At 62.5% G+C, this 12,875-nt stretch carries 13 protein-coding genes; 5 read left to right on the forward strand and 8 right to left on the reverse strand.

All coding sequences use genetic code 11. The annotated features are described in order from the left end of the window. Positions 1 to 62: 62 nt before the first annotated feature. The 4 genes from modA to BLT98_RS17385 are packed head-to-tail and all read left to right on the forward strand — an operon-like array spanning position 63 to position 3,037. Positions 63 to 821: a molybdate ABC transporter substrate-binding protein gene (gene modA, locus BLT98_RS17370; RefSeq protein ID WP_092609769.1), complete on the forward strand. Its 759-nt coding sequence runs from the start codon at positions 63 to 65 to the stop codon at positions 819 to 821. 17 nt (positions 822 to 838) lie between these two features. Then, positions 839 to 1,510: a molybdate ABC transporter permease subunit gene (gene modB, locus BLT98_RS17375; RefSeq protein ID WP_092609772.1), complete on the forward strand. Its 672-nt coding sequence runs from the start codon at positions 839 to 841 to the stop codon at positions 1,508 to 1,510. Beyond that, positions 1,507 to 2,229, forward strand: coding sequence for a sulfate/molybdate ABC transporter ATP-binding protein (locus BLT98_RS17380; protein WP_244517522.1), 723 nt, complete (start codon positions 1,507 to 1,509; stop codon positions 2,227 to 2,229). Before modB ends, BLT98_RS17380 begins: the two co-directional genes overlap by 4 nt. Before the next feature lie 40 nt (positions 2,230 to 2,269). After that, positions 2,270 to 3,037 carry a TOBE domain-containing protein gene (locus BLT98_RS17385; protein WP_052140146.1) on the forward strand — a complete coding sequence of 256 codons (768 nt, stop codon included), beginning with the start codon at positions 2,270 to 2,272 and terminating at the stop codon, positions 3,035 to 3,037. 71 nt (positions 3,038 to 3,108) lie between these two features. On the opposite strand, the gene BLT98_RS17390 is transcribed toward BLT98_RS17385, so the two are convergent. Continuing rightward, positions 3,109 to 6,183, reverse strand: a complete 3,075-nt coding sequence (locus BLT98_RS17390; RefSeq protein ID WP_092610014.1) for a response regulator — start codon at positions 6,181 to 6,183, stop codon at positions 3,109 to 3,111. 249 nt (positions 6,184 to 6,432) lie between these two features. Here BLT98_RS17390 and fnr point away from each other — a divergent pair, with 249 nt between their 5' ends. Then, complete coding sequence (fnr, locus tag BLT98_RS17395) at positions 6,433 to 7,191, forward strand: fumarate/nitrate reduction transcriptional regulator Fnr (RefSeq protein WP_092609777.1); 759 nt, start codon at positions 6,433 to 6,435, stop codon at positions 7,189 to 7,191. A 137-nt stretch (positions 7,192 to 7,328) separates the two neighbouring features. Here fnr and BLT98_RS17400 read toward each other — a convergent pair whose 3' ends face one another. From BLT98_RS17400 to ccoS, 7 genes are all read right to left on the reverse strand, one after another. Beyond that, positions 7,329 to 7,853 carry a FixH family protein gene (locus BLT98_RS17400; RefSeq protein ID WP_092609780.1) on the reverse strand — a complete coding sequence of 175 codons (525 nt, stop codon included), beginning with the start codon at positions 7,851 to 7,853 and terminating at the stop codon, positions 7,329 to 7,331. Positions 7,854 to 7,955: 102 nt separating this feature from the next. Next, a complete protein-coding gene (gene ccoG, locus BLT98_RS17405) occupies positions 7,956 to 9,338 on the reverse strand; it encodes a cytochrome c oxidase accessory protein CcoG (protein WP_034782714.1) in 1,383 nt (460 codons plus the stop codon). 2 nt (positions 9,339 to 9,340) lie between these two features. Next, a complete protein-coding gene (ccoP, locus tag BLT98_RS17410; RefSeq protein WP_092609783.1) occupies positions 9,341 to 10,261 on the reverse strand; it encodes a cytochrome-c oxidase, cbb3-type subunit III in 921 nt (306 codons plus the stop codon). Then, positions 10,254 to 10,457, reverse strand: a complete 204-nt coding sequence (locus BLT98_RS17415) for a cbb3-type cytochrome oxidase subunit 3 (RefSeq protein ID WP_034782719.1) — start codon at positions 10,455 to 10,457, stop codon at positions 10,254 to 10,256. Before BLT98_RS17415 ends, ccoP begins: the two co-directional genes overlap by 8 nt. Position 10,458: 1 nt before the next feature. Then, positions 10,459 to 11,073 carry a cytochrome-c oxidase, cbb3-type subunit II gene (gene ccoO / locus BLT98_RS17420; RefSeq protein WP_034782720.1) on the reverse strand — a complete coding sequence of 205 codons (615 nt, stop codon included), beginning with the start codon at positions 11,071 to 11,073 and terminating at the stop codon, positions 10,459 to 10,461. A 15-nt stretch (positions 11,074 to 11,088) separates the two neighbouring features. Beyond that, the gene (ccoN, locus tag BLT98_RS17425) at positions 11,089 to 12,516 is read right to left on the reverse strand and encodes a cytochrome-c oxidase, cbb3-type subunit I (RefSeq protein ID WP_034782722.1); all 1,428 of its coding nucleotides are present in this window, start codon (positions 12,514 to 12,516) and stop codon (positions 11,089 to 11,091) included. A gap of 182 nt (positions 12,517 to 12,698) precedes the next feature. After that, on the reverse strand, positions 12,699 to 12,875 hold the full coding sequence (gene ccoS, locus BLT98_RS17430) for a cbb3-type cytochrome oxidase assembly protein CcoS (protein ID WP_034782725.1): 177 nt from the start codon (positions 12,873 to 12,875) through the stop codon (positions 12,699 to 12,701).

Raw genomic sequence — 12,875 nt, forward strand, 5'->3', positions numbered from 1 at the left:
AGAACGCTATATATAAGTGTATATTACGGTCCTTGTCACCGTTCACTTACAAGGATACGATCATGCGCCTCACCTCCCTCGCCCGCCTGCTTGGCACCGCTCTTCTCGCTACTGCCGCCAGCTCCGCCTTTGCCGGCGAAGTGGTGGTGTCGGCCGCGGCCAGCCTGACGAATGCGTTCAAGGATGCGGCGCAAAGCTACGAGGCGCAGTATCCGGGCAGCAAGGTCTCACTCAACTTCGCCGCCTCGGGCGTGCTGCTGCAGCAGATCGTCAAGGGCGCGCCCGTCGACGTGTTTGCCTCGGCCGACCAGGAAACCATGGATGCGGCGCAAAAGCAGGGCCTCGTCTTGCCGGCCGACCGCATGGACTTCGTCGGCAACAGCCTGGTGCTGATCGTGCCGCACGACAGCAAGCTGGGCATCAAGAGCTTGAGCGATTTGACGCACAAGGGCGTGACCCGTGTGGCCATCGCCAATCCGGCCAGCGTGCCCGTCGGCCGCTATTCGGAAGGTGCGCTGAAAAAGGCGAATCTGTGGGAAGCCGTGCAGCCGAAAGCCATCGGCACGCAGAACGTGCGCCAGTCGCTCGACTATGTGGCGCGCGGCGAAGTCGATGCGGGCTTTGTCTACGCCACCGACGCGGCCATCATGAAGGATAAAGTGAACGTGGTGCTGGACGTGCCGCTCGAGGCGCCCGTGCTGTACCCGATCGCCACCATCAAGGGCAGCAGCAATGGCGCCGAAGCGAAGCGTTTCGTCAGCTTCCTGCAGACGGCGCCGGCGCAAGCCATTCTCGCCAAGTACGGTTTCAAGAAGCCATAATTCAGGTACGCGCCCGCATGGATATCGCCTGGACCGCGCTGGCCCTGTCGCTCAAGGTAGCGGCGTGGGCCACGGCGCTCAATTTGTTGCTCGGCATCGGCACGGGCTATCTGCTGGCGCGCACGCGTTTCCCCGGGCGCGAGCTGCTCGACGCCCTCCTGACCCTGCCGATGGTGATGCCGCCCACCGTGCTCGGCTATTACCTGCTGGTGCTGCTGGGCCGGCGCGGCACGCTGGGCATCTGGCTGCAGGACAACTTCGGCATCAACCTGATCTTTACGTGGCAGGGCGCCGTGATCGCCTCCACCGTGGTCGCCTTTCCCCTCGTCTTCAAGCCCGCGCGCGCCGCCTTCGAAGCGGTCGATGGCCAGCTGGAGCAGGCGGCCCGCGTGCTGGGCATCTCGGAAATGGCGATTTTCTTTCGCGTGACCTTGCCGCTGGCGTGGCGCGGCATCCTGGCCGGCGTGCTGCTGGGCTTTGTGCGCGCCCTGGGCGAATTCGGCGCCACCTTGATGGTGGCCGGCAGCATCCCCGGCAAGACGCAAACCCTGTCGGTGGCCGTGTATGAAGCCGTGCAGGCGGGTCAGGATGACGTGGCCAATACGCTGGTCCTGATTATCTCCTTTGTCTGCATCGTGGTGCTGTTGTCGGCTGGCCGCCTGGCGCCCGGGCGCATCGCGCACAAATGACGGCTATGATGATGCCTATGCAACTCGACCTCGACATTCGCGCCACCTTGCGCTCCGGCAAACGCCGCTTCGACATGCAAGTGCAATGCACGTCCGATAGCCAGCGCATCGCCATGTATGGCCCGTCCGGCGCAGGCAAGAGCATGACCCTGAAAGCCATTGCCGGACTCTTCACGCCTGACGCGGGCCATATCCGCCTGAACGGGCGCACCCTGTTCGATGCCGCCGCCGGCATCAACCTGCCGCCGCAGCAGCGCAATGTCGCCTACCTGTTCCAGGATTACGCGCTGTTCCCGCACCTGACGGTGCGCCAGAACGTGGGATTTGGCCTGGCGCGGGGCTGGTTCAATCCGCGCGCGCGCGAAAAATTGCAGAAGGTCGAGCATTGGCTTGACGCCTTCCATTTGCAGGAACTGGCGCACCAGTTTCCCGACGAGTTGTCCGGAGGCCAGCGCCAACGGGTGGCGCTGGCGAGGGCGCTTGTGGCCGAGCCCAGCGCGCTGCTGCTCGACGAGCCGTTTGCCGCCCTCGATCCGGCCCTGCGTGTCAAAATGCGTTTGGAACTGAGCCAGTGGCAGCAGCGCCTGGACGTGCCCATGATCCTGATCACACACGATCCGGAAGATGCGCGCATCCTGGGCGAGCATGTGCTGTACTTGCGCGACGGACAGATCGATAACAGGGAAGAACACATGGCATTGGGTGAACGCATTGGATAAATCAGCGGCAGCGGAAATCGGCTTGCAAGGCTCGGTATGGATGACGGTGGGCGGAGAAAACCTGGGCGGCGCCGGCCGGGTGGAATTGCTGGGCGCTATCGCCGAATGCGGCTCCATCACGCAGGCGGCCAAGCTTGTGAAGATGAGCTACAAGGCGGCCTGGGACGCCATAGACGCGATGAACAACCTGGCCGGCGAGCCGCTGGTCGAGCGCCTGACGGGCGGCAAGGGCGGCGGCGGCACGCGGCTGACGCAGCGGGGGCGCCAGCTGGTCGACAATTTCCGCATCATCGAGCGTGAGCATGCCCGCTACCTGCGCCAGCTGGGCAGCCAGGCGGAAGGCATCGCCGACGATCTTTTACTCATACGGAGAATGGCCATGAAAACCACGGCACGCAATCAATTCCTGGGCAAGGTGGCCGAACTGAAACAGGGCGCCGTCAACGACGAAGTCACCCTGGAATTGCCCGGCGGCCAGCAGATCGTCGCCATCGTCACGCAAGGCAGCAGCGCAAGCCTGGGCCTGGTGCCGGGCGCGGAAGCGTTTGCGCTGATCAAGGCCTCGTCCATCATCCTTGTGGCGGACAGCGAAGGCGCGCGCTTTTCCGCGCGCAACCAGCTGGCCGGCACCGTCACGCGGGTGCAGACGGGCGCCGTCAACACGGAAGTGGTGCTGGACTTGCCGCGCGGCGGCACGATTGCGGCCATCATCACCAACCAGAGCAGCACCGACCTGGGCATCGCCATCGGCAGCAGCGTGACGGCGATTTTCAAGGCATCCAGCGTGATTCTGGGCGTGCCCGCCTAAACCCAAAGCAAGGACTGGGGGCGTACCCTGAGGGTACGACCCCGGCCTTTATCTCTTGGGTTCAAACGAGCTTAATCCTTCAACCGCGACAACCAATCCGTCGCCGCCGCCAGCGCCTGCTCCAGTTCCTGCGCCGTGTGCGCCAGCAGCGCCGGCACCTCGTCCAGGCGGCCCGCGTCGATGGCTTCCTCTGTGGCGAACGCGGCGCGGATCAGGCGTTTCGTGCCCAGGGTGCCCACGGAGCCGCGCACGCCGTGCAGGATGCGCGCCACGTCGCTGTGGCGGCCTGCCTGCAATGCTGTTTCGGCGTCGCGCACGGGCGTCATGCCCTTGTTCAACGCGTCTTCCACCATGCGCCGCAGCACGCCGCGCCCCTTCGCGTCGCGTCCCATCACGCGCATCAGCGGCGCCATGGAAAACACTTCTTCATCGGCGACGCGTACCGGCTCGGCCGCCTGTACTTGCGGACGCTTGGGCAGGTGGCGCAGGATGACCTCCATCATCTCTTCCACCACCACGGGCTTGGCGATGAAGTCGCTGATGCCGGCCGTCATGCAGCGCTCGCGCTCGGACGCCAGCACGCCGGCCGTCATGGCGATCACGGGCAGGTTCAGGCGCAGTTCCGTGCGGATGATGTGGGTGGCGCTGAAACCGTCCATGACGGGCATCTGCATGTCCATCAGCACGATGTCGTAGCGCAGCGCTTCCGTGCGCAGCCGTTCCACGGCTTGCAAGCCGTCGCCCACCACGTCCAGGGTGGCGCCCATGTGTTCGAGGATGCCGCGCGCCACGGCCTGGTTCAAATGATTGTCTTCCACCAGCAGGAAATGCACGCCGGCCAGTTCCGTGCCCAGCGGCTGGTGCAGGATGCGCTGCTCGCCGCCGTCATTCTTGGCGATCAGCGCCTGGTGCAGGGCATCGAACAGGCTGGAGCCCGTGATCGGCTTCATCAGCACGACATCGGCCTCGGCCGCACTGGAGATTTCCTCCAGGTGGTTGCGGGCGAAGGCGTTGACCATCACCACGATGGGCTGGCGCTGGCCGCTGGCCGCCTGGCGGATGGCCTTGGCCGTGGCCAGTCCGTCCATCACGGGCATGTGCCAGTCGGCCAGCACCACATCATACGGCTGCTGCTGCGCCAGGCGTTCGCGGTACAGTTCGATTGCGGCAAAGCCGGAGTCCACTTCGTCGGCCAGCCAGCCCCACGCCTCGATCAGCTTGACGATCAGTTCGCGCGTCGTGCGGTTGTCGTCGGCCACCAGCAGGCGCAGCTGGCCCAGGGCCGGCGTGCGCCGCGTTTCGGCCGGCTGCGCCAGCATCTCGAAGGGCACGCTGAACCAGAAGCGGCTGCCCTTGCCTTCGCTGCTGGCGACGGCGATGTCGCCGCCCATCATGTGGATCAGCTGCTTGCTGATGGCCAGGCCCAGGCCCGTGCCGCCGAAGCGCCGCGTGATGCTCTGGTCGCCCTGTGAAAACGCGGCAAACAGCTGCTGTTGCTGCAGTTCCGTCATGCCGATGCCCGTGTCGCGCACTTCGAAGCGCAGCCAGGCGCGCCCGTTTTCGCTCTCGGCCAGGCTGACGGCCACCACCACTTCGCCGCTCTCGGTAAACTTGATGGCGTTGCCGGCCAGGTTGACGAGAATTTGCTGCAGGCGCTGGGCGTCGCCCACGAGGCGCCGCGGCACGTCGGGCTCGACGGCGATGGCCAGTTCCAGTTCCTTTTCGCCCGCATTCATCGTCATCGTCGTGGCCAGGGTATTCATGACTTCGTCGAGGTCGAATTCGACGGGTGACAATTCCATGCGGCGCGCCTCGATCTTCGAATAGTCGAGTACATCGTTGAGGATGCCCAGCAGCGACTGGCCCGCCACTCTGACCATGGTCAGGTACTTGCGCTGTTCCGTGTCGAGCCTGGTATTGCCCAGCAAATACACCATGCCCAGCACGGCATTGAGGGGCGTGCGGATTTCATGGCTCATGTTGGCCACGAAATCGCTCTTGGCACGGTTGGCCGCCTCGGCCCGGTCGCGTTCCTGCTCCAGCTCCGCCGCGCGCGCTTCGAGTTCCTGCTGCAGGCGGTCGCGTTCGCTCATCAGGCCGTTGAACGCTTCCGTCAGTTCGCCGATCTCGTCGCGCTGCTGTACCGGCACGGGGGTGAAACGGCTGCCGCTGGTGCGCAGGGCCAGCAGGGTGTCGCGCAGGCGCACCAGCGGCGACAGCAGGCGCACGGTGACCAAGCCCAGAACAAAGGCGGCCAGCAGCGAAGCGAGGATGCTCCACAGCACCAGCCGGTACAGTACGCCATCGAACGGTTCGAAGGCATCCTCGACGGGCAGCGAGGCGGCCAGCAGCCAGTTCACGGATTTCAGGCGCTTGAAGCTGTTGACGGCCGTGATGCCGCGGCTGTTGGTGCTGACCATGCTGCCTTCGCCATCCTCCTTCAGCAGTTGGGTGGTCGTCAGGTTGGCGTTCGGCTTGCGTGGCTGCAGCAAACGGCTGGTATCGGGGTGCAGCACATAGCGCGGCACGGCGCCGCGCGTGAGGATGAAGTAATAGCCGCTCTTGCCGATCTTTTCCGAGCGCAGGCGGCCCAGCAGATTGTCCTTGTACAGGCGCAGCACGCCGATCACCACGCCGGCCACCTGGCCATCGGCGGCCAGCACGGGCGCCACCATCTGCACGATGGGCATGCCGCTCGACTTGCCCAGCATCGGCTCGGTAATCATGGGCTGGCGCGTGCGCAGGACGGTCTGGAAATACTCGCGCTCGGCGACGTTGATGCCGGCGCGCCCCGCCACTTCCGGCATGTCGGCCACGATGGCGCCATGCGCATCGAGCACCAGCACGTCGTCGAACAGCACCAGCATCGAGCGGCGCGCATAGTATTCGCGCAGTTTGGCGGGCTGGGCGATCAGTTCCGGCGGCTGCTGCCTGGCCGTCAGGGTGACAATCTGCAGCAGCATGCCCAGCTTGTCGTCGAGCTCGGCAGCGGTGCGGCTGATCAGGGATGACTGCTGGCTCAGCAGTACTCGGGTGAAGTCGTCGCGCATGTGCTGCACCTGGATCATGGTGACCAGCGCGATCATGGCGATCGAGGTCAGGCTGGTGGCCAGCGCGACTTTTGCTTTAATGCCGAGAGGCTTCATGATTTCCTTTTCAGTGCCGGGCGGCACAGGCGGCAGATAATGCTGTCAGGAATTTTCCTATCAATACCCCAGCTTGGCAAGCGCCGCCGCGCAAATTGCCCGCCCCGTATGGGCTTTTGACGATGTTGCCATATAATTAAAGGCTGGACGTCGTTTATTCGCCGAATTTACGGTGAAATTGGCATACGGCAACCCTGTATGCAGCTGTATGCAGTAAACTTGTTGTTGCATTTTCTAAAAGGTACCGACATGACTGAAGCGCTACTCACTCCCACCTTGCCCACCGTGAACGTGGAGGCGTTGCGTGCACGATGCTCGACCTGCAGCATGCATCAATTGTGCCTGCCGATGGGCCTTGATGTGGGCGACATGGATAGGCTGGACCAGATCATCGGCCGCCGCCGCAAGATCGTGCGCGGGGCCTCGCTGTTCCGCATCGGCGACTCGTTCCAGAACCTGTACGCGATCCGCCTGGGGCACTTCAAGACCTACCAGATCAATCCGGGTGGCGAAGAGCAGGTGACGGGTTTCCAGATGGCCGGTGAACTGCTGGGCATGGACGCCATCAGCGCCGACCGCCACCACTGTAATGCCGTGGCGCTGGAAGACAGCGAAGTGTGTGAAATTCCGTTTTCCAGCCTGGAACAATTGCTGGGCAATATGCCGACCCTGCTGCGTCATTTCCACCGCATGATGAGCCAGGAAATCACGCGCGAGCAAAGCGTCATGCTATTGCTGGGCAATATGCAGGCGACCCAGCGTTTTGCCGCCTTCATCGTCAACCTGGCGTCGCGCTATGAAGCACGTGGCTATTCGGGCAGCAATTTCCAGCTGCGCATGTCGCGCGAGGAAATCGGCAACTATCTGGGCCTGACCATCGAAAGCGTCAGCCGCTTATTGTCGAAATTCAAGAAGGAAGGCTGGCTGCGCGTCTCGAACCGCGAGATCGAAATCCTGCAGCCGGCCAAGTTGAAAGCGATTACGGCCGGCACGGACACCTGCAAGTAACAGCACCGTCAAAACCTGCTGCGCGTCGCGCTTTGCGGCCTGCGATGCTCGCTGGCTCGGCGCCCCCGTGCATAGCACAGCTGCGCTTCTCAACCACAAATCACTGCCGCTCGCGACGGTTTTCCCGGCGCTGTACGTTAAAGCTCTTCATCCGCGTGCAGCGCGATGCTGCGTTGCAGGGGCCAGGTCCAGATGCCGGACAGGCGCCACTCGCGTTTGTCGTTTTCCACCAGCACTTGCCAGCGGCTGCGCTCGAGCATCGGCAGTGCTACGGAAAAATTGCCGGCCGCATCGGGCTGCACCAGCAGCTTGATATCCTTTTCCGGCAGGGTCGCATGCGCCAGGTGCAGCTGCAGCGGCGCCTGATAGGCCTTGCCGAAGCTGTGCACGGAACCACTGAGGCGCGCTGCAGCCACGTCATATGACAGGCGCGTATCCATGGCCAGGTCGCTGGCGATCGTGTCGCGCTTCAAATCCTGGTTGATTGCCTTGCCCTGCTTGTAATAATCGCCCACCACCAGCGCATCGGGCTGCGTAAACGCGATATAGCCCATGAAGCTGCCGACGACCACGGACAGGCCGGGACCGATCATCAGCAGCCATGGCCAGCGATGCTTGTACCACGGTGCAACGGGGGCTTGCAGTTTCAGACTGTCGGACATGCTGTTTCTCCTGTTTAATCAGCCAGTCCCCGCATGGGGACCGGCCTTCCTGCAACTTCGTGGCGGCGGCGAGGGCACCCGGTCCCCGTCCGCCTTTCCTTGTTAACGTGGCACGATGAATACCGCGCTTTCGCGCACATGCAGCGATGGATCGTCCAGCGATTGCAATTCGATCGCAATCTTGTTCGAGCCCTTCTCGCCGACGCCGTGCGGCACGCGCAGGCGGATCGGCCAGCCCAGCGTTTCCGTCGGCTGCAAGGTCACTTCTTCGCGCGTCAGCAAGGTCAGGCCCGGCAAGCCGGAAGCGCTGATTTTAAAATGCTGGCTTTGCTCGGACGTATTCATGATCTGCAGGCGGTAGACGTTTTCGATCATGCCGTCTTCCACTTCGCGTCCCATCGAACCGCGGTCGCGGATCACGTCCATTTTCAGGGGCGTGCGCAGGGCCAGCGAGGTACACACGGCGATGATGATCAGGGCCAGGATGGAAGTGTAGATCAAGACGCGCGGGCGCATGGCGCGCTGGCGTATCTGCTTCGAATTGAAGTTGTTTTCCATCGCATGGTCGGTGCTGTAGCGTATCAGGCCACGCGGCCGCTCGACCTTGTCCATCACGCTGTTGCAGGCATCGACGCAGGCGGCGCAGCCGATGCATTCATACTGCAGGCCGTTGCGGATATCGATGCCGGTCGGACACACCTGCACGCACAGGGTACAGTCGATGCAATCGCCCAGCTTGTCGTTGTTGCCGGCCTTCTTGCTCATGGCGCCACGCGGTTCGCCGCGCTTGGCATCGTAGGTGATGATCAGCGTGTCCTGGTCGAACATGGCGCTCTGGAAGCGCGCGTAGGGGCACATGTATTTGCACACCTGCTCGCGCAGCCAGCCCGCGTTGCCGTAGGTTGCCAGGCTGTAGAACAAGACCCAGAACCATTCCCAGGGACCGAAATTGAGGGTGGTCACCGACTGCGCCAGTTCCTTGATCGGCGTGAAGTAGCCGACAAAGGTAAAGCCCGTCCACAGGGCGATGGCGCCCCATACCAGGTGCTTGGCGGTCTTCTTGAAGGCCTTGCGCACGGAGGGGCCCTGCTTGTCGAGGGCCATGCGCGCGCTGCGCGTGCCCTCGATGCGGCGTTCGACCCACAGGAAAATTTCCGTGTATACCGTTTGCGGGCAGGAGAACCCGCACCACACCCGCCCGGCAATGGCCGTGACGAGGAATAACAAATACGCACAGATGATCAGCAGGGCCGCCAGATAGATGAAATCCTGGGGCCACAGCACGACGCCGAAAATGTAGAACTTGCGCGTGGTCAAATCGAACAGCAGGGCTTGCCTGCCATTCCAGGTCAACCACGGCAAGCCGTAGAACGCCAGCTGGGTAAGCCATACGCATACCCATCGCCAGGTAGCGTAGCGTCCTTTGGCCTCGCGAGGGTAGATTTGCTCGCGGGCCGCATACATCTTGATGACTTGAGGTTCCATTTTTACTTTGCGGGTGCCTGCGGATTCGACAGGCTCCAGACATACGCCGACAGCACGTGTACCTTGGATTCGCCGAGGAAATCGCTGAAGGCCGGCATGGTGTTGCTGCGTCCCTTGCGTACGGTTTCCATGATGGTATCGGCGCTGCCGCCGTACAGCCAGGTCTTGTCCGTCAGGTTCGGCGCGCCGAGCATCTGGTTACCCTTGGCATCGGCGCCATGACAGGCCATGCAGGCGCCAAACTTGGCCTTGCCCAGCACGGACTTGACGGGATCCGAGGTCGAGCCGGACAGGCTCAGCACATAATGGGCCACATTCTCGACATCCTTTTCGGAGCCCAGGGCGGCGCCCATCGGTGGCATCTGCCCATTGCGGCCGTGCATGATGGTGGTCTTGATGATGTCGGGTTCGCCGCCATACAGCCAGTCCTTGTCGGTCAGGTTGGGGAAGCCCTTGTTGCCGCGTGCATCCGAACCGTGGCATTGCGCGCAGTAGGTCAGGAACAGGCGCTGGCCGATGGCTTGCGCCTGCGGATCGGCGGCCACCGTCTTCAAGTCCTGGCTCAGGTACTTGTTGAACAGGGGACCGTAGTCGGCTTCCGCCTTCTTCAGTTCTTCCTCGTACTGGCCCGTCGATTTCCAGCCCAGGCTGCCGGCATAGTTGCCCAGGCCCGGATACAGGAACAGGTACGCCAGGGAGAAGACGATGGTGATGTAGAACAACCACATCCACCAGCGCGGCATCGGCGTATTGAGTTCCTTCAAGTCCTCGTCCCAGACGTGGCCCGTGGTGCCGTCAGCAGGGGCGCCCTCGACCACTTTGATTTTCGACTGCGAGTACAGCAGCACGCCGCAGCCGATGATGCCCAGCAGGGACAGCACGACGATGTAAATATTCCAGAAGCCATTGGTAAAGTCAGCCATGGTTATGCTCCTTTGCCAGGGTCATTTCGGCTTCGGCCGGATAGTCGAGCGCGTCGTCGGCGAACGGCAGGCGTGCCGCCGCGTCGAAGTCGCTGTTGCTGCGGCTGAACGTCCACCACAGGATGCCCACGAACGTCGTAAAGGAAACCACCGTCATGACGCTGCTGGCGCTGTCAAACAGGTTTTCGATTGCCATGCTAATTCCTTGTTTTGATTAATGTACCGAGGCCTTGCAGATAGGCGACCAGGGCGTCTTCTTCCGTCTTGTCCTGCAGCTGCGCGGGGCCGGCGGCGATCTCTTCATCGCTGTACGGCTGGCCCAGGCGTTTCAGGGCGCGCATCTTCGGCATGATCTCGTCAGGCACCAGCTTGGTCTTCGCCAGCCAGGGGTAGGACGGCATGTTCGACTCGGGCACCACGTCGCGCGGGTTGTTCAAGTGCGTGCGGTGCCATTCGTCGCTGTAGCGCGCGCCCACGCGGGCCAGGTCGGGGCCCGTGCGCTTGGAACCCCACTGGAACGGACGGTCGTAGACGAATTCGCCGGCGACCGAATAGTGGCCATAGCGTTCCGTTTCCGCGCGCAGCGGACGCACCATCTGCGAGTGGCAGTTGTAGCAGCCTTCGCGCACGTAGATGTCGCGGCCCGCCAGGCGCAGCGGCGAGTACGGTTTCAGGCCGGCGACCGGCTCCGTCGTGCTCTTCTGGAAGAACAGGGGAACGATCTCGACGGCGCCGCCGATGCTGATCACCACCGTGACCAGGGCGATCAGCAGCCAGGGGTTTCTTTCAATCCATGCATGTGAAAATTTCATTTGCTTTCGCTCCTATCAGGCGTGCGCCGCGTTCAGTTCCGGAATGCGGGCGACGGGGAGTTTGCTGCCGCGCAGCGTCATCCAGGTGTTGTAGCCCATGATGCACATACCCGACAGGTACAGCAGGCCACCGGCCACGCGCACCACGTAGTACGGATACGTCGCTTTCACGCTCTCGACAAAGGTGTAGGTCAGGGTGCCGTCCGGATTGACCGCGCGCCACATCAGGCCCTGCATCACGCCGGCGATCCACATTGCGGCGATGTACAGCACGATGCCGATGGTGGCCACCCAGAAGTGCACGTCGACCAGGCGCGTGCTGTGCATCTGCGTGCGGCCCGCCAGGCGCGGCAGCAGGTAGTAGATCGAACCCATGGTGATGAAGCCCACCCAGCCCAGGGCGCCCGCATGCACGTGGGCAACGGTCCAGTCGGTGTAGTGCGACAGCGAGTTGATGGTCTTGATCGACATCATCGGACCTTCGAAGGTGGCGATGCCGTAGAACGACAGCGAGACGATCATGAATTTCAGGATCGGATCGGTGCGCAGCTTGTGCCAGGCGCCCGACAGGGTCATGATGCCGTTGATCATGCCGCCCCAGCTTGGTGCCAGGAGGACCAGGGAGAAGACCATGCCGATCGATTGCGTCCAGTCAGGCAATGCCGTGTAGTGCAGGTGATGCGGGCCGGCCCACATGTAGGTGAAGATCAGCGCCCAGAAGTGGACGATCGACAAACGGTACGAGTACACGGGGCGCTCGGCCTGTTTCGGGATGAAGTAGTACACCATGCCCAGGTAGCCGGCGGTCAGGATGAAGCCCACCGCGTTATGGCCGTACCACCACTGGATCATCGCGTCCTGCACGCCCGCATACGCGGAATACGACTTGGTGAACGAGGCTGGCATGACGGCGCCATTGACCACGTGCAAGATCGTCACGGCCAGGATATAGGCGCCGAAGAACCAGTTGGCCACGTAGATGTGCTTGACCTTGCGCTTGATCAGGGTGCCGAAGAACACGATGGCGTAGGCGATCCAGACGACGGCGATGAGGATGGCGATAGGCCATTCCAGTTCCGCGTATTCCTTGCCGCGTGTCATGCCCAAGGGCAGGGTGACGACGGCGCACAGGATCACCGCTTGCCAGCCCCAGAACGTGAAGGCGGCCAGTTTGTCGGAAAACAGGCGCACCTGGCAGGTGCGCTGGACAACGTAGTACGAAGTAGCGAACAGGCCGCAGATGCCGAAGGCGAAAATCACCGCATTCGTGTGCAGCGGACGCAAGCGTCCGTATGTCAGCCATGGTATGTCGAGGTTCAGGGCAGGCCAGGCCAGCTGAGCGGCGATGATAACGCCAACCAGCATGCCGATGATGCCCCATACCACAGTAGCGACCGCGAATTGCTTCACGATCTTGTAGTTATAGTTCAGCGATTGATCCACAAAGACTCTCCCTGGAATTACTATTTATGATGGTGGCCAGAGAGTAAGTGTTTGACCGCGAAAAAACTTTGATGTGGATCAAAATTCCCCGGATGAAATAAGCGTAGCGAACTGGCATCGAAATAAAGTGATATTTCGGTCAAAAAAGCCATGCAAGATCCCGGCAATCCGGGCGGGTGAAATCAGGGATGCGGTTCGCCGGGCGCCGGCTTGGCCGTCGTATCGTCGTCCTGCAGCACGCGCAGGCCCGGTCCGACGAGGTCGTCGAACTGGCCGCCGTCCGAGGCCGTGAAATACACCCACAGGGCGATGAAGACGACCACGACGCTCAAGGGGATCAGGAGGTAGAGTGCTTCCAT

The organism is Janthinobacterium sp. YR213, from assembly GCF_900099875.1.
GTDB lineage: Bacteria > Pseudomonadota > Gammaproteobacteria > Burkholderiales > Burkholderiaceae_D > Janthinobacterium > Janthinobacterium lividum.

Excerpts from the sequence above, each read along its gene's own strand:
- modA (WP_092609769.1), top strand. The coding sequence starts at position 63 with ATGCGCCTCACCTCCCTCGCCCGCCTGCTTGGCACCGCTCTTCTCGCT.
- modB (WP_092609772.1), top strand. The coding sequence starts at position 839 with ATGGATATCGCCTGGACCGCGCTGGCCCTGTCGCTCAAGGTAGCGGCG.
- BLT98_RS17380 (WP_244517522.1), top strand. The coding sequence starts at position 1,507 with ATGACGGCTATGATGATGCCTATGCAACTCGACCTCGACATTCGCGCC.
- BLT98_RS17385 (WP_052140146.1), top strand. The coding sequence starts at position 2,270 with ATGACGGTGGGCGGAGAAAACCTGGGCGGCGCCGGCCGGGTGGAATTG.
- BLT98_RS17390 (WP_092610014.1), bottom strand. The coding sequence starts at position 6,183 with ATGAAGCCTCTCGGCATTAAAGCAAAAGTCGCGCTGGCCACCAGCCTG.
- fnr (WP_092609777.1), top strand. The coding sequence starts at position 6,433 with ATGACTGAAGCGCTACTCACTCCCACCTTGCCCACCGTGAACGTGGAG.
- BLT98_RS17400 (WP_092609780.1), bottom strand. The coding sequence starts at position 7,853 with ATGTCCGACAGTCTGAAACTGCAAGCCCCCGTTGCACCGTGGTACAAG.
- ccoG (WP_034782714.1), bottom strand. The coding sequence starts at position 9,338 with ATGGAACCTCAAGTCATCAAGATGTATGCGGCCCGCGAGCAAATCTAC.
- ccoP (WP_092609783.1), bottom strand. The coding sequence starts at position 10,261 with ATGGCTGACTTTACCAATGGCTTCTGGAATATTTACATCGTCGTGCTG.
- BLT98_RS17415 (WP_034782719.1), bottom strand. The coding sequence starts at position 10,457 with ATGGCAATCGAAAACCTGTTTGACAGCGCCAGCAGCGTCATGACGGTG.
- ccoO (WP_034782720.1), bottom strand. The coding sequence starts at position 11,073 with ATGAAATTTTCACATGCATGGATTGAAAGAAACCCCTGGCTGCTGATC.
- ccoS (WP_034782725.1), bottom strand. The coding sequence starts at position 12,875 with ATGGAAGCACTCTACCTCCTGATCCCCTTGAGCGTCGTGGTCGTCTTC.